Source organism: Caulobacter sp., from assembly GCF_965279145.1.
Classification (GTDB): Bacteria; Pseudomonadota; Alphaproteobacteria; order Caulobacterales; family Caulobacteraceae; genus Caulobacter.
In genome coordinates this window covers 2,662,764-2,685,638 of sequence record NZ_OZ257139.1, presented here as the reverse complement: position 1 = coordinate 2,685,638, position 22,875 = coordinate 2,662,764, and the positions used below count along the sequence as shown (strand labels likewise).

Here is a 22,875-nt window from a genome sequence, read left to right as displayed (position 1 = left end):
ATTGTTCTTTGAAGCAACGATAGCGGGTAAACATGGCGCGCCAACGGCGCCGCGACGGCAACGTGAAATCACCTGACGCAAGGTGAGGCTTTGCGTTCGGGCCAGACCCGCGCATGGTGAGTGAACGTCGATCACGCGGAGACACGCGGACGGCGAAAGGGAGAGAAACGATGAGCACGATCATCGAGGCGGACTACATCGTCGTGGGGGCCGGTTCGGCCGGCTGCGTGCTGGCCGCGCGGCTGTCGGAGAACGGCCGCTTCAAGGTGTTGCTGCTGGAAGCCGGCGGCGATGACCGCCCGACCAAGAACCTTTCGCAGTTCGCCTCCAACCTGATGATCCACATCCCGGTCGGCTACGCCTCGACCCTGAAGGACCCCAAGGTCAACTGGCTCTACACCACCGAGCCCGACCCCGGCACGGGCGGACGCCAGCACGTCTGGCCGCGCGGCAAGGTGCTGGGCGGGTCGTCCTCGATCAACGCCATGCTGTATGTGCGCGGCCAGCAGGCCGACTATGACGGCTGGCGGCAGCTGGGCTGCGAAGGCTGGGCCTGGGACGACGTCCTGCCCTGGTTCCGCAAGTCGCAGAACCAGGAGCGCGGCGCCTGCGACCTGCACGCCACCGGCGGCCCGCTGAACGTCTCCGACATGCGCGACGGCAATGTCATTTCCGACGCCCTGATCGAGGCCTGCGACCAGGCCGGCATTCCCCGCTACGACGACCTGAACGGCAAGGACCAGGAAGGCGCCACCTGGTACCAGGTGACCCAGAAGAACGGCGCGCGCTGCTCGGCCGCCGTCGCCTATCTGCATCCGGCCATGAAGCGCGCCAACCTGCGGGTCGAGACCAACGCCCTGGCCAGCCGGGTGACCTTCGAGGGCAAGCGCGCGAGCGGCGTCGAATTCGTCCAGAACGGCGTCAAGCGCGTGGCCAAGGCGCGCGCCGAAGTGATCCTGGCCGGCGGGGCGATCAACTCGCCGCAACTGCTGCAGCTGTCGGGCGTCGGCGCGGGCGAGCTGCTGCGCCAGCACGGCGTGGCCGTGGTGGCCGATGTCGCCGGCGTCGGCGAGAACCTTCAGGACCACTATCTGACCGGCGTCCGCTACCGCCTGAAGGCCGGCGCGCCGTCGATCAACGCGATGAGCAAGGGCGGTCGCCTGGCCGCCGAGGCGCTGAAATACGTGCTGTTCCGCAAGGGCCTGCTGACCCTGTCGGCGGCCCACGTCGCCGCGTTCTGTAAATCCAGGCCGGACCTCGCTGGACCGGACATCCAGTTCCACATCCTGCCGGCGACCATGGATCTGGAAAAGCTGTTCAACGAACAGAAGATGGAGCTGGAAGACGCGCCGGGCATGACCATCGCCCCCTGCCAACTGCGCCCGGAAAGCCGGGGCCATATCCGCATCAAGTCGGCCGATCCGTCGGACTATCCGGCGATCTTCGCCAACTATCTGTCCGACCCGCTGGACCAGGAAGTGGCCATCGCCGGCCTGAAGTGGGCCCGCAAGATCGGCGAGCAGCCGGCCATCGCCCAGTATGTGGACCACGAGATGAACCCCGGTCCGGGCTTCGAGACCGACGAGATGCTGCTGGAATACGCCCGCGCCTCGGGATCGACCCTGTATCACCCGGTCGGCACCTGCGCGATGGGCTCGGGGCCGATGGCCGTGGTCGACGCCCGGCTGCGCGTGCGCGGCGTGGAAGGTCTTCGCGTCGTCGACGCCTCGATCATGCCGCGCCTGGTCTCGGGCAACACCAACGCACCCACCATCATGATCGGTGAAAAGGGCGCGGCGATGATCCTGCAGGACGCCAAGACCCCGGTCGCGGCTTAAGGAAACCCCGGCACATGCATCCCTACATCCACGCCCAGTCCCAGGGCCAAAAGCCCGCCTACGTCATGGCCGGCTCGGGCGAAGTCGTGACCTACGCCCAGTTGGAGGCGCGGTCGAACCAGGGCGCGCAGCTGTTCCGGTCGCTGGGACTTCAGGCCGGCGACGTCATCGCGATCCTGATGGAGAACAACGCCCGCTTCTTCGAGATCACCTGGGCGGCGCAGCGGGCCGGCCTCTATTATGTGTGCGTCTCGACCAAGCTGATCCCGGCCGAGACCCACTACATCCTGACCGATTGCGGGGCCAAGGTGTTCATCACCTCCACCGCCATGGGGCCGATGATCGACGAGATCGCGGCCCTGGTTCCGGGCCTGCGGCTCTACACGGTGGGCGGCGCCCACGGCCCCTATGCCGACTTCGAGGCGGCGCGCGCGGCCATGCCCGAGACTCCGATCGCCGATGAGAGCGCGGGTTCCGACATGCTGTATTCGTCGGGCACCACCGGCCGGCCCAAGGGAGTCAAGCCGGCGCTGAACGGCGGCCCGATCGACCAGCCCAACGCGCTGCAGATGATGGCCCAGGGCCTGTTCGGCTTCTCCGGCGACAGCGTCTACCTGTCCCCCGCCCCGCTCTATCACGCGGCGCCGCTGCGCTGGTGCATGAGCGTCCACAAGCTGGGCGGCACGGTGATCGTGATGGAGAAGTTCGCCCCCGAGGTCGCCCTGGCCCTGATCGAGAAGTACAAAGTGACCTGCGGCCAGTTCGTGCCGACCCACTTCGTGCGGATGCTGAAACTGCCCGAAGAGACGCGCGCCAAATACGACGTCTCGTCGATGAAGTCGGCCGTCCACGCCGCCGCCCCCTGCCCGATCCCGGTCAAGGAGCAGATGATCGCCTGGTGGGGTCCGGTGATCTACGAATACTACGCCGGCACCGAGGGCAACGGCTTCTGCTGGATCAACTCGCAGAACTGGCTGACCCACAAGGGCAGCGTCGGCCAGGCCGTGCTGGGCGAACTGCGGATCTGCGACGAGGACGGCAATCCCGTCCCGCCGCGCACCGAGGGCGGCGTCTATTTCGCCAACGGCCCGGCGGTGAACTATCACAACGCCCCGGACAAGACGGCCGAGAGCTACAACCAGCACGGCTGGACCACCCTGGGCGACGTGGGCTGGGTCGACGAGGAGGGCTATCTCTACCTCACCGACCGCAAGAGCTTCATGATCATCAGCGGCGGGGTGAACATCTATCCGCAGGAGATCGAGAACCTGCTGATCACCCACCCTAAAGTGGCCGACGCCGCCGTGGTGGGCGCGCCCTGCGACGAGATGGGCGAGAAGGTGGTGGCGGTCATCCAGCCGATGGACTGGGCCGACGACCAGACCGACCTGGCCCAGGAACTGATGGCCTTCGCCCGCGCCAACCTCAGCCACGTCAAGTCGCCGCGCCGGATCGACTTCATGCAGGAACTGCCGCGCCACGCCACGGGCAAGCTCTACAAGCGGCTGATCCGGGATGCGTACTGGGCGAAGGGATAGGGGCGAGGCGCGCAAGCGGCTGAATGAGGCGGTCACCCCCCCCATCCCGATCAAGGCGCGGCACATCATTCCGGGACCAGGCGCCTGGAGCATCGTGCGGGAAAATGGACGCCGGCTTTCCGAAAACGATGCGGCAACAAAAACCTGGAGCAAGGCGCGCGATTCCGATTTCACGCGCCTTGCTCTAGACGGCGGCTTCCTGTCGGAACATCCGGGCCTCGAAGGCCGTCGTCCACTGGTCACGGTCGGCTTCGATCCGCACCCGCACCTTGCGCTTGTCCAGGGTCAGCACTGAAGGCAGCGGATAGCTGCGAAGCTGGCGCTCACCGGTTGCCGGCCCCTCAAGGGTCTCGCGGACCAGCAACTGTCCATCGATCAGGATGCGGAAGTCCTTGCCGCGATCGCCGCCGCCATAGGCCATCTGCAAAGCCATGGGCCCAGGCGCGACCGCCAGATCAAATTCCAGATAGCCGCCTTGAATCCAGCGCCCTCCGTCGCGGATATGGCTGACGGTGGCGGTATTGGGCGTGCCGGCGAAGTTGTGGTCGATCTCGGGCTGCTGCTCGCCCAGACGGATCAGGTCGATCGTCGCGGCGCGGATCGCGGCGCGACGCGCGGTCTCGGCCCGTACGCCGGGCTCGGCCGCCGCCCATTCGCTCGCGCTGTAGCGGCGGAAATAGACGGCCGTGCGGTTGCGATGCTGGCTGTAGAATGGACGCAGGTTCAGCGTGGCCGGCTGGCCGGGCGACTCCAGGCCAAAGCTGTGCGGCTCGGCCGCGGAAACCTTCAGGGCCCGGACGGCGTCGTCGGCGACGATCACGGGATCCAGACCCTGCCAGGGACCGTCAACCGCCCCTAGATCGGCCGCCAGAACCAGCGGCCCCGCCAGGAAGGCCACCATGCGGTCGTCATCGGGCATGGCCTCGGCCCGCAGGGTCATGGGCAGGGTCAGGGCCAACCGATCGCCGGCCTTCAGGTCGCTCAGGACCAGATAGCCGTCTTCCCGTCGCCCGGCCGGCCGGCCATTGACGGTGAGAACGGGCGCCGCGCACCAGGCGGGAACCCGCAGGGCCAGTTCCTTCGGAGCCCGCTCAACCTGGATGAAGACCTCGTCGTCATGGGGAAAGTCGGTGCTGATCGTCAGGCTCGCATCCGGCGCGTTCAGCCGCGAGGGATAGTAGAGATTGATCAGGGTGCGCGATCCGCGCCGCCAATAAATGCTCTCGCCGTGCTTGGCGTGGCTCTCCATGCCCGAACCCACACAGCACCAGAACGAGGTCTCCGGCTCGGAATGCAGCCGCGCCAGGCCCGACGCCAGGGGCGTGAAATAGCTGAACATCCCGGTTCGCGGGTCCTGCTGCGCGAGGATGTGGTTGAGGTGCGCCCGTTCGAAGTAGTCGAAATACGAGGCCTCCCCGCTCCAACCGTACAGTCGCCGCGTCAAGCGCAGCATGTTGTAGGTGTTGCAGGCCTCGCAGGTCTCCTGCACCAGATGGGCGGACAACTGACGCGGCGCGCCGAAATGCTCGTGATCGGAATTGCCGCCGATAACATAGGAGTGGTCGCGCGTGACCGTTTCCCAGAAATAGCGCGCCGTGCGGGCGTCACGGGGGTCACGGGTCAAATCATACAGACGCGCGACACCCACCACCTTGGGGATCTGGGTGTTGGCGTGCTTGCCCGCCAGTTCGTCGCGACCTTCGCTGAGCGGATCCAGGATGGCCTTGTGCCAGACCCGGCGCGCCAGGGTCAGCCAGCGCGCCTGACCGGTGCGGGCGTGAAGCTCGGCATAGCATTCGATCAGACCCCCGTGCTCGGCCCGCAGGATCTGCTGGATCTGCTCATCGGTCAGCCGCTCCAGGATCCCGCCCAGATAGTCGCCCAGGCCGACGGCCACGGTCAGGGCTTCGGAATCACCGGTCAGACGATGCGCGTCCAGCGCCCCGGCAAAAACCTTGTGGTAGGAATACAGCGGCACCCAACCGCCGTTGAGATCAAAGCCCGAGGTGCGGATTTCCCCACGCCTCAGTTCCTCATAGACCAGCTTGCCGTCGACGGTGCGGCCGTCTCGGTCCACCGTCGTGCCGCCGGCATAGCCATCCCCCTGGGCGACCTGCACCGCGCGAAGCTCGCGCACGATATAGCGCGCGCGCTCCAGGCAGGTCGCATCGCCGGTCTGGGCATAGGTCAGGGAAACCGCGGACAAATAGTGGCCTAGACTGTGACCGGCGATGCCCAGGGCCTCCCAGCCGCCATACAGTTCCCCCTTGGGCGCCAGGCCCGCACCCTTGCGGAAGTTGTGCAGCAGACGATCGGGATCCAGCGACAGCAGATAGCGCTGGTTGGTCTCTACGGATGTCAGAAAGAGCGAGGGAAGCAGGCGTACCTGATCCAGCCGATAAGGCTCCACGCCCCCCGTCGCTGTCGCGGCCTGGACCGACGTTCCGGCCACCATCAATCCGCTGGAGAGCGCCATCAGGGCGCGTCGGCTGATCCGGGTCATGCGGTCGATCTTACCCTTGGTGGCGCATATTTGTCCGACTATTACACACAGAGCGATCGACGAAACGCCCTTCGCCGACCTGTCGCCGAAAAAGCACCGACACAACTGCGCCGGCTTGACCTTGCCCCGGCCGCCCGGCCATGGGATCAATCAAACAACTGTTTGCAAAAGACGTGTTTGGGAGAACGCCATGAAACAAGTCGCCTATGCGGATATCGCCAGCCTGGTCGGTCAGGAGATCGGCGTTTCGGACTGGGTCGAGATCAGCCAGGAGCGGGTCAACCTGTTCGCCGAAGCCACCGGCGACCACCAGTGGATCCATGTCGATGTCGAGCGCGCCACCAAGGAAATCGGCGGCCCGATCGCCCACGGCTATCTGACCCTGTCGCTGATCCCGATGCTGGGCGCCGGCATCCTGCACGTCACCGGCGTGACGCGCGGCATCAACTATGGCTGCGACAAGGTCCGCTTCACCGGCATGGTGCGGGTCGGCAAGAAGGTGCGCATGCGCCAGAAGCTGCTCAGCGTCGAGCCCAAGTCGGGCGGCCTGCAGATGAAGAACGAATGCACCATCGAGATCGAGGGCGAAGAGCGCCCCGCCTGCGTGGCCGAGACGATCTCGATCATCTACGGCGCCTGACCTCTAGAGCACGTTTGGTTTCCATCGAAGCGACCACCCAAAATCTCCGTCTCCCCGGCGAAAGCCGGGGCCCAGATGAAACCCACGAGATGCTCCGGATGAATCTGGGTCCCGGCCTTCGCCGGGAAGACGGGAAAATGGGATGCGCGATTCAATCTGAAGCAAACCCGCCCTAGCTTCCCGCCATGGCCCGCAAAGCGGCGGCCGTGGCGGGATCGGCGGGCAGGAAGGTCTCGATCGTCAGTTCCGACACCGTGACGTCCAGCGGGCCGCTGAAGGTCATGGTCGTGGTCAGGAACGACAGCTCGCCCACCGGCGTCGTCAGCCGCAGGGGCGTGGCGATCATGCCCTCGCCGCCGCGCGGATGGGCCTCGCCGCCGGGATAGGCCGACAGTTCCCGGATCAGGTCGGCCAGGCCCGGGTCGCCCGTGTCGGCCAGCTCGCGACGCAGCCGCGACAGGATATGCCCGCGCAGCTCGGCCAGATTGGCGATCCGGGGCGCGACGCCGTCGGGATGCAGGCTGACCCGCAGCACATTGACCGGCCCCTCCAGCAGTTTCGGATCGACACCCGCCAGCAGCAGGCCGGCCGAGGCGTTGCTGGCCAGCATGGTCCAGCGCCGGTCGATGGCCAGGGCCGGGAACGGCATGTGGGCGGTCAGCAGCGCTTCCACCGCCACCCGGGCCGCCGCCAGGCCCGGATCGTCCAGCGACCGCTCGGGAAACACCGGCGCGAAGCCGGCGGCCAGCAGCAGGGCGTTGCGCTCGCGCAGCGGCACATCCAGACACTCGGCCAGGCGCAGCACCATCTCGCGACTGGGCGCGGCCCGGCCGGTCTCGAGGAAGCTGAGATGGCGGGTCGAGATCCCGGCCTCGCAGGCCAGGTCCAGCTGGCTGAGGCGACGCTTCTGACGCCAGTCGCGCAGGCGCTCGCCGAGGGTGCGGACGGTGGTGGTCATGACCCGAAGCTAGAACGCTGTCGGCCCCTGCGCCATTACCTCACGCGTAAAGAAAAACGGCCGCGGGATCGCTCCCGCGGCCGTCTTCATCAGAATGGATTTTAGTCAGGAAACGATCAGCGCTTGATCGCGTCGCCGATCTTGTCCTGGGCCTGGCCGACCTTGTTCTGGATGTCGCCCTTGGCCTTCTGGGCCATGCCTTCGGCTTCGAGCTTCTCGTTGCCGGTGGCCTTGCCGAGGGCTTCCTTGGTAGCGCCGACGCCCTTGTCGATAGCGCCTTCAACACGATTGGTGCTCATGGCTCACTCCTGCCTGTGATTGCGATAACGTTCGCAGGAGAAACGGGCCGGGCAGAGCGAGGTTCCGGACTTTCCTAGCGGCCGACGCCCATGGCGCTGGCCGAGACCGCCGCCGAGGCGGCCGTTCCTCCGGGCAGGATGGCCTCGATCCGCGTCGCGGCGGCGGCCACCGCCATGCCGGCCGGCGGCCTGTCGAGCAGGGCGATGGTCTCGCGGATATATTTGGCGTGGGTGACGATGCCGATCTCCAGCCGCTCGCCCGACAGCTCGACCTGCTGGGTCAGGATGCCGGCCACGAACTGCACCTCTTCGGACTTGTCGGTTCCCGGCCGGCGACGCGCGCCCTCGGCCATGAACACCGGCCCGCCCGAATTGCCGGGGAAGACCGAGAAGTCCATCAGGAAGGTCGGAAAATTGCTGGCCGGGGCCAAGGGATACGACGCCACCCGACCGGCCCGAAGGATCGGAAAGCCGGCCGGATTGGCCGACAGCCCGCGCGGAAAGCCCAGGGCCATCATCTCGTCGCCGGGGCCAAGGTTGTATTTGCCGAAAGTGTCGTCCTGGGCCAGCCAGGCCAGTGGAATGGCGGCCCTGGCGAATTCCGGCGGAGCCTCCACAACGATGGCGGCGATGTCGCGGCCGGCGTGCTTGACCCAAAGCGGATGATCGCCCTCGCGGATCTTCAGGGTCTGCGGATCGTAGCGCCAGACGCCGTCCTTGGCCTGGACGCGATAGCCGATCCTGGCCGAGGCCAGGGGCATGCGGTCGAAGACGTGACCGGCGGTGATCAGGATCGTGCGGGGCTTGCCGTCGGGCGACTGGTCGGCGACCAGAAAGCCCGTGCCCACCGTGCGGGAACCATCGCCGAGCGGCTGTTCCAGCTGCACCGTCGCCTGGATCAGATCGACGGACAGGTCATACGCCATCGTCGCCCCTTACGCTCTTACTACCCCCGCGCCGTCCAATCTCGTCCGGTGCGGGACTCAGTTTGACCAGACCCGCGCCGCCTCGCAAGTTGGCGTTCTGACGCAGACGCAACCTTCGGGCGTTGGGAGAAAAAAGCTCATGAACCGTCGTCAGATGATGACGAGCGCGACCGCCGTGCTTACTTCCAGTTCAGTCTTCAGTCCTGGAATCGCGATGTCAGCTCCCGCCAGCGCCCGCCCCGTCCCGCCCGTCGCCAAGAAGGAGCCCAAGCGCATCGAGCAGCTGGGCCGCGTCCGCACCGACGACTATGCCTGGATGAAGGACGATAACTGGCAGAAGGTCCTGCGCGACCCGTCGCTGATCAAGGCCGACGTCAAGGAACACCTGACCGCCGAGAACGCCTACACCCAAGCCATGCTGGCCTCGACCGAGACGCTGCAGGCGGCGATGTTCGAGGAGATGAAGGGCCGCATCAAGCAGGACGACGCGTCCGTGCCCGCGCCCGACGGCGAATGGGAATACTACACCCGCTTCGAGACCGGCGCGCAGCACCCGATCCACGCCCGCAAGCCCAAGGGCGGCGGGGCCGAGCAGATCCTGCTGGACGAAGAGGCCGAGTCCAAGGGCAAGGCCTTCTACCAGGTCGGCGCCGCCAGCCATTCGCCGGACCACAAGCTCTACGCCTTCGCGATCGATGAGCAGGGCTCGGAAGTCTACCGCATTCACGTCAAGGACCTGGCGACCGGCCAGGTGCTGGACAGCCCGGTCGAAAGCACCACCGGCGACTTCTGCTTCTCGCCCGACAGTGAATGGCTGTTCTGGACCTTCCGGGACGACAACGGCCGTCCCGCGAAGATCTATCGCCGCCCGGCGCGCGGAGCCGGCAAGGACGACGTGCTGATCTATGACGAGCCCGATGAAGGCTTCTTCATCGGCGTGGGCGTGCTCTCGTCGGAAAAGTTCATCGTCATCAGCTGCGGCAACCAGGAGACCAGCGAAAACCTGCTGATCCCGGCCAGCGCCCCGACGGCCAAGCCGGTGATCATGGAGCCGCGCCAGGTGGGCGTGCGCTACGAGATCGACCACTGGAACGACCACTTCGTGATCCGCACCAACGCCGACGGCGCGGTCGACTGGAAGCTGGTCACCGCGCCTGAGGCCACGCCCGGCAAGGCGCACTGGAAGGACTGGATCGCCCACCATCCCGGCCGGCTGATCGTGGGCATGATCGCCTTCAGGAACCACTTCGCGCGGCTGGAAAAGGTGGACGCGGTCAACCGCATCGTCATCACGGCGGTCGGTGGTGAAGAGCATGTGGTCGGCTTCGACGAGCAGGCCTATGCGCTGAGCCTGGAGGGCGGTTACGAGTACGACACCGCCACCGTGCGCTTCGTCTACAACTCGATGACCACGCCCCGGCAGTGGTTCGACTACGACATGACCAACCGCCAGCGGACCCTGCGCAAGACCCAGGAAATCCCCTCGGGCCACGATCCTTCGAAGTATGAGACCCGCCGCCTGAACGCCAAGGCGTCCGACGGAACCGACGTGCCGATCTTCATCCTGATGAAGAAGGGAACGCCGCTGGACGGCTCGGCCCCGCTGCTGCTGTACGGCTACGGCAGCTATGGCATCTCGATGGAGGCCAGCTTCTCGATCCGCAACTTCAGCCTGGTCGACCGGGGCTGGATCTGGGCCACGGCCTGCCCGCGCGGCGGCTCGGAAAAGGGCTGGAGCTGGTTCCTGGACGGCAAGAAGTTCAAGAAGAAAAACACCTTCACCGACTTCATCGCCTGCGCCGAGCACCTGCATGGCGCCGGCTACGGCAAGCCCGCCAACACCGTGGCCTATGGCGGCTCGGCCGGCGGTCTGCTGATGGGCGCCATCACCAACATGCGGCCCGACCTGTTCGCCGGGATCATCGCGGCCGTACCGTTCGTCGACGTGGTCAACACCATGAGCGACACGTCCCTGCCCCTGACCCCGCCCGAATGGCCCGAATGGGGCAATCCGCTGGAGGACGCGGAAGCCTACGACTACATCGCCAGCTACAGCCCCTATGACAATGTCGCGTCCAAGCCCTATCCGGCCGTGCTGGCCACCGGCGGCCTGTCGGACCCGCGCGTCACCTATTGGGAGCCCGAGAAGTGGATCGCCAAGCTGCGGCCGGCCTCGACCAGCGGCAAGCCTGCTCTCTTGAAGATCAACATGGACGCCGGCCATGGCGGCGCGTCGGGACGCTTTGATTTCCTCAAGGAGATCGCCCTGGACTACGCCTTCGCGGTCTGGGCCGTGGACAAGGGCTGGGAGGCTTGATGGGCGCGCGGTTCAAGGTCCTCCCCCCAGCGGGGGAGGCGGCCCGAAGGGCCGGAGGGGGAAGTCATCCCCAACACCGGCCGACTTCCCCCTCCGTCGGCTTCGCCGACACCTCCCCCGCTGGGGGGAGGATCTGATGATCACGATCCGCCCCTCCACCGACGCCGACCTCCCGGCGATCACCGCCATCTATGGCTGGAACGTCCTCAACGGCCTGGGCACCTTCGAGGAGGATCCGCCCGCCCAGGACGAGATGACCCGCCGGCGCGCCGCGTTCCTGGAGCGCGGCCTGCCCTATCTGGTCGCCGAGGAGGACGGCGTGGTGCTGGGCTATGCCTATGCCGGCCCGTTCCGCCTGCGCGCCGCCTATCGCTACACCGTCGAGGACAGCGTCTATGTCTCGCCCGACGCGGTCGGCAAGGGCGTGGGCAAGGCGCTGCTGACAGCCCTGATCGCCCAGTGCGAGGCCCTGGGCCTGCGACAGATGGTGGCCGTGATCGGCGACAGCGGCAACGCCGCCTCGATCGGCCTGCACGCGGCCATGGGCTTCGAGCCGCGCGGCGTGTTCCCGTCGATGGGCCACAAGTTCGGGCGCTGGGTGGATCTGGTCTGGATGCAGCGGCCGCTGAACGGCGGCGGCGAGCGCCAGCCCGATTCGCCGGGTCTGACCCTGAGCGGGGTGTAGCGACACTCAAAGCAAGGCTTAACGTTTCGCCTCTACAACTCTGAAAAGGTGGGGACCTAATAGTTCAGAAGGCAGGGGTTTGACGTCTCCGACCAACCGCGCATTGATGCAGGCCTATGTGCCCATCGCCAGAGGCTATCTTCTGGCGGCCGCGGTCTATTACTGCCTGATCAGCCTTTCACATCCGTTCTACGAAACCGGCGCTGAGCTCTTCATTCTGGATGGACTGTCGATCGTGGCGGCCTGCTACGGCCTGGCGGCCTGGCGCGCTCTGCGCGGCGGAAACACGCAAGGCCTGCGCCTCGAAGGCCTGGTGATGGGCATGAACGGCCTCTTCCTGGCCAATGTCGTCGTCTATCAGAGCCTCCATTTCGAGCCGCAGAAGCTGGTCTATTTCGTGCTGATGGCCCTGGTGTTCGCCACCTCGGCCCCCAGCCGCCGCGTCGCCCTGGTCAGCGTGGGTCTGGCGGTGGCGGGGCTGGTCTGGATGGCCCGCCACGCGCCCGGCGACACGATCAACCAATACATGTTCCTGGCTCTGGCCGGCGCCTTCGCGGCCGGCGGCATGTCGACCCTGATGCGCGGCGTGGTGGGACGCGAGGTCAGGGCCCGCCTGGCCAGCGACGCGCTGAACGCCGAGCTGCAGCGGGAACTGAAGGAAAACCGGCGACTGCAAGGCAAGGCCGAGGCCCTGGCCCTGGCCGCCCAGACCGCCAACCGCGCCAAGACCGACTTCCTGGCCACCATGAGCCATGAGATCCGCACGCCCCTGAACGGCGTCCTGGGCATGGCCCAGATCATGGAGAGCGGCGCGCTGGAACCGGAACAGCGGCGTCGCCTGGGAATCATCACCACGTCGGGCCAGTCGCTGCTGGGCGTCATCAACGCCATTCTCGACATCTCGCGGATCGAGGCCGGCCGGATGGAGATCATCCCCGCGCCGTTCGCCATGGAGGGCGTGCTCGAGGGCCTGCGACAGCTGTACGGCGGCCTGGCGCGGGAAAAGGGCCTGACCTTCGAACTGGATATCGCCCCCACGGCGACGGGCTGGCGCCTGGGCGACGCCCAGCGCCTGCGCCAGGTGCTGAGCAACCTGATCTCCAACGCCATCAAGTTCACCGACGCCGGCGCGGTGCGGGTCTCGGTCCGGGGCGACGGCGACACCCTCGCCTTCCAGATCGCTGACAGCGGTGTCGGCATCCCGGAGACCCAGCGCGACCTCATCTTCGGCAAGTTCGTCCAACTGGACAGTTCCAGCACCCGGCGCGCGGGCGGCGCAGGCCTTGGCCTGGCGATCTGCAAGGAGCTGGTCGGGCTGATGGGCGGCCGGATCGACTTCGCCTCGCTCCCGGACGGCGGCACCCGATTCAGCTTCTCCACCGCCATGCCGCAAGTCGAAGCGACGGAGGGCGCGGTGGCGACCCTGCCCGACGCGACCCTCGACAACGAGACCCCGCTGCGGGTGCTGGTGGTCGACGACAACGACACCAACCGCACCGTCCTGCTGACCCTGCTGGGCCATCTGGGCGTCAGCGGCCAGTTCGCGGTCGACGGCCGCGAGGCGGTGGCGATGTGGGAGCGCGAACGCTGGGACGCCATCCTGATGGACATCCACATGCCCGGCATGGACGGCATAGAGGCCAGCCGGACGATCCGCGAGCGCGAAGGCGAGACCGGCCGTCCCCGCACCCCGATCATCGCGGTGACGGCCAGCGTGCTGACCCACGAGCGGATGCTCTATTCGGAGGCGGGCATGGACGGCCTGATTCCCAAGCCGATCGAGGTCGTGAAGCTGGTCGAGACCATGACGCGGGTCCTGGCGCCGCCGGCGCCGGAAGACGCGCGCGCCTCGGCCTGATCCTGGAATCAGAAAAGGGGCCGACCTTTCGGCCAGCCCCTCCTGAACGGGTCTTGAAAGCCTTTTCGGCTTTTAGGCCTTGCGGGCGCGCGGCGCCTTGGCGGGGCTCTTGGCCTTGCGGCCGCCCTGCCCCAGGCCCAGGGCCTTGGCCATGGCCGAACGGGCTTCGCTGTAAGCGGGCGCCGTGGTGGGATAGTCGTTGGGCAGGCCCCACTTGGCCTTGTACTCGGCAACGGTCATGCCGTGCGTCGTCAGGTGGCGCTTGAGGGTCTTGTACGGCTTGCCGTCTTCGAAGCTGATCAGGGCGTCGGGCGTGATGCTCTTGCGAATCTGCGCCGCGGTCGCCTTGGTAACGCTCTCGACGACGGGTGCTTCCGGCGAGCCAATACCTGCCAGCGCGTCGTGAGTTGCTCGAATCAGAGCCGGAAGATCGGAAACCGGCGTGCTGTTATTCGCGACATAGTTGGCCACGATTTCAGCGGTCAGTTCGATAAGGGACGCCCTGTCTTCCACGATTATGACTCCATGCGGATTTGTTTCGGGAATACACCCCTCTGACCGAAATACAAGTAGTCTTCAGGATAAAATGCAGGAATAGTTGATCATAAGGTGAATCTTTTCTGTTCGCGGGCGCGAAATAGAGACCCGGAGTCCGCGAACCGTGATCACAGCCGAGCTTCGAGCGATGACAATCTGAAATTGTAAAAAATCCCGCGACAAAACGCCTCAGGGATGCCGTCGGGTCAATTTCGGGATCTTGAAAATCGATAAGAACACCCCGCCGTCCAAGCGTCGAAGACACCGCCAATATCTGGCGCGAACTGGCACGGCCGTTGTCGATAAGTGGAAGACGCCCCAAATCTTGCCTGTCGGCAGGTCCCCACCGTCGATGACCACGGGCCAGGGCCGCACATCTTCGCCGACCGGACGCCGGGCGCGTCTAATCTTGGTTTCAATGGCGAAACAATCGCGGCCGAAACAGCGCTGTCTTGCGCGAGCCAGGCGCGCGCGCCTGGCGTCGGCGGTGACGGCGCGACGGCTGGCGGCGCCCCGAACGTCTCTACAAGTCTTGGGAAGTGTGGCTGGGGAACTAGGACTCGAACCTAGAACGACGGTACCAAAAACCGCTGTGTTACCATTACACCATTCCCCAGCAGGAACGGCAAAACCCCGTGGGGTTCGGCGAGGCGGTGGAGATAGCGCACGAGTCGGACGGATGCAACGGGACTTTGAACTTCTTTTTACAGCGCCATAATTCACGCTTGCGAGGCCGCGACCGCCCCTCTATAAGCCGCCCTCCAAGTCGGAGTGTGGCTCAGTCTGGTAGAGCACTGCGTTCGGGACGCAGGGGTCGTAGGTTCAAATCCTGCCACTCCGACCATTTTTCCCGCATCTGTATCCTGTCTATTCCATGATAATCCTGGCGCGCTCGCGCCAGGTTGCACGCTGTTCATTTGACCGCACCGCAACACCCGTTAGCTTGTGTGGCAACTCGTGACGGGATCTTCGATGAAGCAGTTCTTCCTGACCGTGGCCGGCGTCTTTGTCGGCCTGGTGTTGTTCGTGGTCGGCGTGCCTTTCCTGCTGATCGTGATGGCCGCCGGCGCGGCCCGGCCGGCCCCCATTCCCGCCCATTCCGTCCTGGCGCTGGACCTGCGCCGCGGCCTGACCGACCAGGAAGCCCAGAACCCGTTCGCGGCGTTCAGCGGCGGGGGAAACTCCGTGATGTCGGTGATCGAGACGCTGCGGCGGGCCGAGACCGACGACAAGGTCAAGGCGATCTTCGTGCGCCTGCCAGAGGGCGGCATCGCTCCGGCCACCGCCGACGAACTGCGCCTGGCCTTCAAGCACTTCCGTTCGGTGGGCAAGAAGCCGATCTATTCGCACAGCCAGGGGCTCTATCCCTCGGGCATGGTGACCTCGACCTACATGCTGGGCGCGGCCTCCACCGAGTTCTGGATGCAGCCTGACAGCTCGTTCCAGGCCGTCGGCGTCGCCAGCGAGGCGATGTTCTTCAAGCGCTTCTTCGACAAGTACGGCGTCAAAGCCGAGTACGAGCAGCGCTATGAATACAAGAACGCGGTCAATCCCTACCTCTACAGCGACTACACCCCCGCGCACCGCGAATCGTCGCTGTCATGGATGGGCTCGGTCTATCGCAGCGCCCTGACCACCGCCGCCGCCGACCGCAAGGTCGCGCCCGCCGCGCTGATCAAGGTGCTGGAAGCGGGCCCCTACAGCGCCCAGGAAGCCCGCGAGAAGGGCCTGATCGACCGCGTCGGCCAGGTCAACGACCTGCAGAGCGTGGTGCTGTCCCGCGCCGGCAAGGGCGCCAAGCTGATCGACTTCGAGGACTATGCGGCGCATGGCAAGAAGTCGCCCGCCAAGTCTGGCCCGACCATCGCCGTGATCGGCGCCGAAGGCGCGATCATGACCGGCTCCAGCGGCGGCGGCTCGCCGTTCGGCGGCGAGACCACGGTCTATTCGGACGACGTCTCCAAGGCGCTGTACGACGCGGCGGCCGACAAGGACGTCAAGGCGGTCGTCTTCCGGGTGTCCTCGCCCGGCGGCTCCGACACCGCCTCCGAGCAGATCCTGGCCGCCGTCAAGGCCGTCAAGGCCGCCGGAAAGCCCGTCGTGGTCTCGATGGGCACCTATGCCGCCTCGGGCGGCTACTGGATCAGCAGCCAGGCCTCCTCGATCGTGGCCGAGCCCACCACCCTGACCGGCTCGATCGGCGTCTATGGCGGCAAGTTCGCCCTGGGCGAGGCCCTGTCGCGCTTCGGCGTCGACACCCGCGAAGTGCATGTGGGCGGCGACTATGCCGGCGCCTTCGGCACGGGCGAGGGCTTCACCCCCGACCAGCGCGCCAAGTTCGCCGGCTGGATGGACCGCATCTATGCCGGCTTCGTCACCCGCGTTTCGGAGGGCCGCAAGCTGCCGCCCGAGCGCGTGCGCGAGATCGCCAAGGGCCGCGTCTGGACCGGCGAGCAGGCCCTGCAACTGGGTCTGGTCGATGAGCTGGGCGGCTTCTATCAGGCGGTCGACAAGGCCAAGGCCCTGGCGAACATCAAGGGCGACGTTAAGCTCAAGCGCATGGACGGCGGCAAGTCGCCCTTCGAGGCCCTGGAGCGCGCCCTGGGCGTCAGCTCCACCTCGATGCGGGCCGTCGCCGCCTCGGCCTGGATCCTGGGCGATCCGCGCTCCCAGGCGATTATGGACGAACTGGCCCACGCCCGCCTGCGGGCAGCGCCCGGCGGCGCCAGCGTGCTGGCCGATACGCCGATCCACTAGGGCCGGCCCATAGATAAGACGAAGGCCGCCCGGCTTAGCTGGGCGGCCTTTTTCGTGGACGATGGCGGGCGTCACCGCGCCAGGCGAAAGACGCCGCTGTTCTCATCATGAAAGAGGGCGTCGCGCTCGTAGTCGAAGCCGGTCTTCAGAAGAACGCGTTCCGACGTCGCGTGGCCCTTCACGACGATGCCGATGAGACTGGGCTCGGCGCGCCGCGCCCGCCAGATCCCGACCAGGGCTTCGGCGATCTCGGTCGCCAGCCCCTGCCCCCAGGCGCGTCTGGCGAAGGTGTAGGCGATCTCCAGTTCCGGCGCGCCTTCCAGGTCGACGTAGCGGAGACCCGCCCGGCCCACGAACGCGCCGTCGGCCGTTCTGAGCGTCCACAGGCCGACGCCATGATCGGTCCAGTGGCGGATATTGGTCTCCAGATAGGCCGCCGTGGCCTCGGGCGTCCTGACGCCGCCTAGGAACCGCGACACCTCTGGATCGAGGTGCAGCGCCACCAGGTCGTCCAGATCGTCGTCCGCCACCCGCGTGGCCATGAGGCGGGACGTTGCGAAGGTGTCCATGGGTCGAATGTCCGGGACTTCGTCTCGGTCGGCAACGGTTCTGGATGGCGTTCGCGCCAACCGCCCAAAAGAAAACGGCGGGCTCCTTTCGGAGCCCGCCGCCTTCATTAGTCGCAACGAAGTGGTGTTGCTTAGAACGACCAGTCGAAGCCGACGCGCACGGAGCGCGGAGCCTGATAGGCGATCGGGTACATGAAGTCAGCGCGGGCGGCGCCCGAGCCGGATTCACCGAACTCGTTACGCTCGGAAACGCCGTCCAGGTTGAACACGTTGAACAGGTCGGCGCGGAGCACCAGAGCGCTGTCGTCCGAACCGATGAGCGGGATGCCCGGGACGAACTTGGCGGGAACGGTGTAGCGAACCGACATGTCGAAGCGCGTGATCCAGTCACCTTCGAACGCCGTGCCGCGGTTGACGAGCTTGCCGCCGCAATAGCGGGAAGCGGCGCCGTAGCTGTCGTTGGCGATGAGGGCGTCAGGCGTCGAGCCGGCCGGAGCCGTGCCGATGCAGCCGTACTTGCGCGGCGAGACAACCGAGAGGTTGCCACCGAACAGCAGGTTGTCGGTCACAGCGTACGAACCGAACAGCTTCAGCTGGTGACCACGGTGGTTGGGCAGCAGGCCGTAGGTGCCGGGGATGAACGCCAGGTGGTCGAAGTCGACGGTGATGCCGGCGTCCGTTTGACCGTTGTCCGAGCGCGCCAGACCTTCGAAGTTACCCTTCGACTCCGAGATCACGTAGGACCCTTGCAGGCCCCACTTGCCGTCGAAGGCGCGTTCGAAGTTCATTTCCAGACCGATGTATTCGCGCTTCACCTTCGGGAAGCCCATTTGGGCGCCGGTCACGGTGATGGTGCGGATCTGGGTCTCGCCCGGCAGCGGATCGCTCAGCACGATCTTGGCGTCCTGGCCCGGGTTGACGATCAGGTACTGGTGTTCGCCGTACCAGATATCGGCGCAGCCGGTTTCCGCCGCGTTGTTCAGCGCGTAGCCGTTGGCCGAGCACCAGTTGCGGATGCCGTAGTCGAGCAGGGCGTCTTCGCTGACGCGACCGAGGTTGCGGTAGGTCAGGTTGACGCCGGCCTTCCACAGCGGACCGAAGCGGTGTTCGAAGCCGACGATGTATTCGTCCTGATAGGTCGACTTCAGGTTCTTGGCGGCGACGGCGTCCGGGTTCGGCGACAGGCCGTTGTTACGCGTGACGCAGGCGTACGAACCGGCCGCAGCGATCGAGCCGACGGCGGCGGCGCAGGTGTTGAGCGAACCGTGGTTTGCAGCGGTGCCGATGATCTGAGCGCCGAGACCAGCGGCCGGGAGGCCGGTGACCGGGTTCAGGGCGCCGAAGTTGACGGCGCCGCCGGCGGGCAGGAAGAACTGCGAGTTGTCGATGGCGGGGCTGGCCGCGCGGAACGCGGTGTTGGACGCCACCGGCACATAGGTGCGGCCGTACGAACCATAGACCTTGTCGTTGCGATCGCCGAACAGGTCATAGGCAAAGCCCAGACGCAGGCCGACTTCGTTGTCGAACGACGAGAACACCTGACCGTTCGGGTCGGCGACCGAGAACTTGTCCTGACGGACGCCCAGGTTCAGGGTCAGGCGATCGGTAACGTCCCAGGCGTCCTGGATGTAGTACGCCTCGTTGACGCCGTCGAAGCCGCCACCGGTCTGGAACTTGCGCAGTTCGATATAGTCCTGGCCGGTCGCGATCAGACCACCCAGAGCGCCGGCGGCGCCAGCGCGACGCAGGGTGTAGTTGTAGCCGCCGTTACGGACGGTGAACTCGGTGAGCGTCGTGTTTTCGCGGTCGTAGCCGGCGCGAACGTGGTGCGAACCGAACAGCTTGAAGTACAGGTCGACGTCGCCGCGATAGAATTCGCGTTCAGCGATGAACGGGAAGGTCGTCGAGGTGGCGGTCTGACGGCTGACGGTGGTCGTGGTGCCGAAGCGGGTGTCCTGAACCAGCGACTCGCCGGCCAGGTTGCCGCGGTTGGCGTTGTCGACTTCGCTGCGGCCGTAGGCGGCGGAGATCGTCAGCCAGTCGGTGAAGTTGCCGGTATAGCGGGCAACGTAGTTTTCGCCGCCCTGATACAGGGTGTCGGCCGAGGTGCGGCCGCCAACGATCTGGTCGTTGTCCAGCGAGTAACGATAGCTGTCGCGCTTACGCTTGCGGCTGCTGTCGAAGTAGGTGAACTCGAGGTGCTGGCTGTCGGTGATGTAGCCGTCCAGCTTGAAGCCGTAGAACGGATCAGCCGTGCGGTCCTTGACCAGGTTGTTCGTGGCGCCGGCGGCGGGGCGGAACGTGTTGGTGCCGGTCGTGGTGCGCAGGTTGTTGAACGAGGCCAGGCCGTAGAAGAACAGGTGGTCGCGGATGATCGGACCGCCGGCTTCGACGATGAAGCTCTTGTCCGAACGAGCGGCGACCGAGTTACGGGAGACCAGGGCGTTCGGCGACTTGGCGCGCAGGCTGTCGGGCTCGTAGTTGCCGTGGATGGCGAACTTGAACTCGTTCGAGCCGGACTTGGTCACCGCGTTGATCACGGCGCCGGTGCCACGGCCGAATTCGGCGGGGAAGCCGCCGGTCTTCACTTCAACCGACTTGTAGAATTCGAACGGGACCAGCGTGCCGCCGATGCCGTTGACGAAGTTGGTGATGTTCAGGCCGTTGACGTAGAAAACGTTCTCGCCGATCGAGTTACCGCCGATGGCGGCCTGCGATTGACCCTGTTGGACGAACGTCGCGGCGGTGTCGCCGGGGACGGCCGAGGGGGCCAGCAGCGTCAGGGCGGTGACGTTACGCGCGATCGGGATTTGCTTGGACAGGGTTTCAACGTCGACGACCAGGCCGGTCGTGGTGTTGGCGAAGTCCAGTTGCGGGTTGGCGGTGCCGGTGATGACGATTTCCGACACTTCCGTGCCTTCAGCCGCGATCGTGAAGCCGTAGTTCGAGGCCGAACCGGTGCCGACGCGGACGTTGCCGTCGCTGGTCGGCTTGAAGCCTTCCTTGGTGATCGAGACCGAATAGGCGCCGCCGGGGATCGAGGCCGCGCGGAACTGACCGTCGGCGTCCGTGGTCAGGTTACGCTCGAAGCCCTGGGCCGTCGACTTGACGACGATCGTGGCGCCGGCGACGGGCGCGCCGTTGGTGTCCTTAACGGTGCCGACCAGGGCGCCGCTGGTATAGTCCTGAGCGCTGGCGAGCGTCGGAACGGCGGTCGCGACGAGCGTCACGGCCATAGGCGCGGCGACCGCCGCCAGACCGGCCAGCAGCGACGACGTCAAAAGACGCGCGCGAACGCTACCCTTTGTGGAGTTCATGTTCTTCATATCCCCTCTAGCGTGGTGAGCGTTCCGGCCGGACGGGGCCCCTGAGAAACATTTCGTCCGACCCGCGCGGGAAACCGCGCCAACTGACCACGAGATTACTGGTGTCCCGGAAAACATTTCCCCGGTTACCGGGACGTTAGGAGCCGCCCCGCTTTTGGGTCAACGGACATTGCAGGATTGTAATCCACATCGCTCAAAGCTGTCGCATAAACGCAACACGGACGTCTCATTCTCGACAAACGAAGCTACGCCATTTGTCGCAGGCTTTCCGCGCAGGCCTCACGGCGCAGCTAGGCCTTTGGTTTCACGAGAAAAATTACCCGATCAACGGTATCCGAACGGCGATACTTTTGAATATCGGAGCGCGGCAAAATCCGCCTCGGCAATCTTGACAAGCCCGCAACGCATTCCATCCATTTCTCGGAATATCGGCGTTTTTCACCCCATTTGCGGCGGTTTTCGAGCTGCAAATTTTCATTAATGATTGATTAAGGGGCACATTTCCACGCCGCCGCACGTTGTCAGGGCGCCCGTCGCTCTTGATGATATGGTCTCCGCGTCGCCCTTCGGCGGCGGGTTTGGCCAGACAATTCCGCGAGTATCCATGAGCGACTTCCGACGCGTCACCGACACCCTCTCCGTCAGCCCGCAGGTGACCGAGGCCGACATGGCCCGGGCCGCGGCCGAGGGATTCGTTCTGGTGATCAACAATCGCCCCGATGGCGAGGATCCCACCCAGCCTTCAAGCGCCACGATCGAGGCCGCGGCCCGGGCCGCGGGACTGGACTATGTGCATGTTCCGGTGCGGGGCGGACCGGGGCCGGACCAGGTGGACGCCGTGCGCATCGCCATCGAGGTCGCCAAGGGCCCGGTGCTGGCCTTCTGTCGCTCGGGCACGCGCTCGATCGTCACCTGGTCGATCGGTCAGGCGATCTCCGGCGCGGCCGATCGCGAGACCCTGGTGAACCAGGGCGCCGCGGCGGGCTATGATCTTTCGGGCGTACTGCCCGGCTAAAGGACCCTAGCGACCGTCCAGGGAAACCCGCGCCGCCATCGGCGACGGCTCGGCCTCGCAACTGGCGAGAACGAACTGGGCCATGACGAGACACAGGATGGCGAAGGCGGCGCGCTGGAGCCGTTTTGATACAAAAATCGCCGCGTCAGCCACCATGGCCCGTCCTCCACAAGGTTACCGAGGGCTTAACCGCAAGACCGGCGCCGGAGAGACAGCGATGATCCCCTATGTTCGCGAGATCCAGTTCGAGTACGGCCGCTGTGATCAGGTCTCGCCGCTGATCCGGCGGGTGATCGCCCGCAATCCGGGGCCGTTCACCTTCACGGGGACGGGGGTCTACATCATCGGCTCGGGCCAGGTGGCGGTGATCGATCCGGGCCCGGACCTGCCCGAGCACCTGGACGCCCTGCTGGCGGCGCTGGAGGGCGAGACGGTGAGCCACATCCTGGTGACGCACCATCACCTGGACCACTCTCCCCTCGCCCGCCCGCTGGCGGCGGCCACCGGCGCGACGATCTACGGCCGCGCCGCGCCGGTCGATCATGGCGAAGCCCATGCCGGCCTGGAGGAAGGCGCCGACGGACGCTTCCAGCCCGATGTCGAGATCGCCGACGGAGACGTCTTCTCGGGTCCGGGCTGGACGCTGGAGGCGGTGACCACACCCGGCCACACCTCAAACCACGTCTGTTTCGCCCTGAAGGAAGAAAACGCCCTGTTCGCGGGCGACCACATCATGGGCTGGTCGACCACGGTCATCACCCCGCCCGACGGCGACATGGGCGACTATTTCGCCAGCCTGGAAAAGGTCAGGGCGCGAGGGTTCCAGACCCTGTGGCCGACCCATGGCGCGCCGGTGCGCGAGGTGGCGCCGTTCATCGACGCCTATATCGCCCACCGCCGCGAGCGCGAGGCCCAGATCCTGGCCGCGCTGGCGCGGGGCCACACGCGGATCAAGGCGATGGTGCCCGAGCTGTACGCCGCCGTTGATCCGCGCCTGCACCCGGCCGCCGCCATGTCGGTGCTGTCCCACATGCGGCAACTGGTGCGCGAGGGCCGCGTCGTCACGGCCGGCGAAGCCGACCTGGACGCCGACTACCGCTTGGCGTGAA

The 22,875-nt window shown here is 66.1% G+C and carries 15 protein-coding genes, 2 tRNA genes and 2 pseudogenes; 10 read left to right on the top strand and 9 right to left on the bottom strand.

The window, feature by feature from the left end:
• The first annotated feature begins 170 nt into the window (after positions 1 to 170).
• Together ACQY9P_RS12615 and ACQY9P_RS12610 are read left to right on the top strand one after the other, a co-directional pair.
• Complete coding sequence (locus tag ACQY9P_RS12615) at positions 171 to 1,838, top strand: GMC family oxidoreductase (RefSeq protein ID WP_421738922.1); 1,668 nt, start codon at positions 171 to 173, stop codon at positions 1,836 to 1,838.
• Positions 1,839 to 1,852: 14 nt separating this feature from the next.
• Entirely contained in the window at positions 1,853 to 3,376 is a 1,524-nt protein-coding gene (locus tag ACQY9P_RS12610; protein WP_421738923.1) for an acyl-CoA synthetase, read from the top strand.
• Positions 3,377 to 3,560: 184 nt separating this feature from the next.
• On the opposite strand, the gene ACQY9P_RS12605 is transcribed toward ACQY9P_RS12610, so the two are convergent.
• The gene (locus tag ACQY9P_RS12605; protein ID WP_421738924.1) at positions 3,561 to 5,879 is read right to left on the bottom strand and encodes a beta-L-arabinofuranosidase domain-containing protein; all 2,319 of its coding nucleotides are present in this window, start codon (positions 5,877 to 5,879) and stop codon (positions 3,561 to 3,563) included.
• A gap of 190 nt (positions 5,880 to 6,069) precedes the next feature.
• Between ACQY9P_RS12605 and ACQY9P_RS12600 the strand changes: the two genes are divergently transcribed.
• Entirely contained in the window at positions 6,070 to 6,519 is a 450-nt protein-coding gene (locus tag ACQY9P_RS12600; protein WP_421738925.1) for a MaoC family dehydratase, read from the top strand.
• A gap of 172 nt (positions 6,520 to 6,691) precedes the next feature.
• Here the strand turns inward: ACQY9P_RS12600 and ACQY9P_RS12595 are convergent, their stop codons facing one another.
• From ACQY9P_RS12595 to ACQY9P_RS12585, 3 genes and pseudogenes are all read right to left on the bottom strand, one after another.
• The gene (locus ACQY9P_RS12595) at positions 6,692 to 7,477 is read right to left on the bottom strand and encodes a helix-turn-helix domain-containing protein (RefSeq protein ID WP_421738926.1); all 786 of its coding nucleotides are present in this window, start codon (positions 7,475 to 7,477) and stop codon (positions 6,692 to 6,694) included.
• 105 nt (positions 7,478 to 7,582) lie between these two features.
• Positions 7,583 to 7,776, bottom strand: a pseudogene (locus tag ACQY9P_RS12590) (CsbD family protein).
• Between the two features lie 196 nt (positions 7,777 to 7,972).
• Positions 7,973 to 8,814: pseudogene (locus ACQY9P_RS12585) on the bottom strand (trypsin-like serine peptidase); the annotation flags it as partial.
• A gap of 27 nt (positions 8,815 to 8,841) precedes the next feature.
• Here ACQY9P_RS12585 and ACQY9P_RS12580 point away from each other — a divergent pair.
• From ACQY9P_RS12580 to ACQY9P_RS12570, 3 genes are all read left to right on the top strand, one after another.
• The gene (locus ACQY9P_RS12580; RefSeq protein WP_421738927.1) at positions 8,842 to 11,019 is read left to right on the top strand and encodes a S9 family peptidase; all 2,178 of its coding nucleotides are present in this window, start codon (positions 8,842 to 8,844) and stop codon (positions 11,017 to 11,019) included.
• Between the two features lie 136 nt (positions 11,020 to 11,155).
• Positions 11,156 to 11,704: a GNAT family N-acetyltransferase gene (locus tag ACQY9P_RS12575; protein ID WP_421738928.1), complete on the top strand. Its 549-nt coding sequence runs from the start codon at positions 11,156 to 11,158 to the stop codon at positions 11,702 to 11,704.
• A 79-nt stretch (positions 11,705 to 11,783) separates the two neighbouring features.
• Complete coding sequence (locus ACQY9P_RS12570; protein ID WP_421738929.1) at positions 11,784 to 13,562, top strand: ATP-binding protein; 1,779 nt, start codon at positions 11,784 to 11,786, stop codon at positions 13,560 to 13,562.
• Positions 13,563 to 13,634: 72 nt separating this feature from the next.
• On the opposite strand, the gene ACQY9P_RS12565 is transcribed toward ACQY9P_RS12570, so the two are convergent.
• Together ACQY9P_RS12565 and ACQY9P_RS12560 are read right to left on the bottom strand one after the other, a co-directional pair.
• The gene (locus ACQY9P_RS12565) at positions 13,635 to 14,075 is read right to left on the bottom strand and encodes a MucR family transcriptional regulator (RefSeq protein ID WP_421738930.1); all 441 of its coding nucleotides are present in this window, start codon (positions 14,073 to 14,075) and stop codon (positions 13,635 to 13,637) included.
• A gap of 566 nt (positions 14,076 to 14,641) precedes the next feature.
• A tRNA-Gln gene (locus tag ACQY9P_RS12560) sits at positions 14,642 to 14,715 on the bottom strand.
• A gap of 151 nt (positions 14,716 to 14,866) precedes the next feature.
• Here ACQY9P_RS12560 and ACQY9P_RS12555 point away from each other — a divergent pair.
• Both ACQY9P_RS12555 and sppA read left to right on the top strand, forming a co-directional pair.
• Positions 14,867 to 14,943: transfer RNA gene (locus tag ACQY9P_RS12555), tRNA-Pro, on the top strand.
• 128 nt (positions 14,944 to 15,071) lie between these two features.
• Positions 15,072 to 16,856, top strand: coding sequence for a signal peptide peptidase SppA (gene sppA, locus ACQY9P_RS12550; protein ID WP_421738931.1), 1,785 nt, complete (start codon positions 15,072 to 15,074; stop codon positions 16,854 to 16,856).
• A 71-nt stretch (positions 16,857 to 16,927) separates the two neighbouring features.
• Here the strand turns inward: sppA and ACQY9P_RS12545 are convergent, their stop codons facing one another.
• Positions 16,928 to 17,425: a GNAT family N-acetyltransferase gene (locus ACQY9P_RS12545; protein WP_421738932.1), complete on the bottom strand. Its 498-nt coding sequence runs from the start codon at positions 17,423 to 17,425 to the stop codon at positions 16,928 to 16,930.
• Positions 17,426 to 17,556: 131 nt separating this feature from the next.
• Entirely contained in the window at positions 17,557 to 20,742 is a 3,186-nt protein-coding gene (locus ACQY9P_RS12540; RefSeq protein WP_421738933.1) for a TonB-dependent receptor, read from the bottom strand.
• Positions 20,743 to 21,355: 613 nt separating this feature from the next.
• Between ACQY9P_RS12540 and ACQY9P_RS12535 the strand changes: the two genes are divergently transcribed.
• The gene (locus ACQY9P_RS12535; RefSeq protein WP_421738934.1) at positions 21,356 to 21,766 is read left to right on the top strand and encodes a TIGR01244 family sulfur transferase; all 411 of its coding nucleotides are present in this window, start codon (positions 21,356 to 21,358) and stop codon (positions 21,764 to 21,766) included.
• Between the two features lie 6 nt (positions 21,767 to 21,772).
• Here the strand turns inward: ACQY9P_RS12535 and ACQY9P_RS12530 are convergent, their stop codons facing one another.
• Positions 21,773 to 21,922 carry a hypothetical protein gene (locus ACQY9P_RS12530; protein WP_421738935.1) on the bottom strand — a complete coding sequence of 50 codons (150 nt, stop codon included), beginning with the start codon at positions 21,920 to 21,922 and terminating at the stop codon, positions 21,773 to 21,775.
• A 61-nt stretch (positions 21,923 to 21,983) separates the two neighbouring features.
• Here ACQY9P_RS12530 and ACQY9P_RS12525 point away from each other — a divergent pair, with 61 nt between their 5' ends.
• Entirely contained in the window at positions 21,984 to 22,874 is an 891-nt protein-coding gene (locus ACQY9P_RS12525; RefSeq protein WP_421738936.1) for an MBL fold metallo-hydrolase, read from the top strand.
• Position 22,875: the final 1 nt, after the last annotated feature.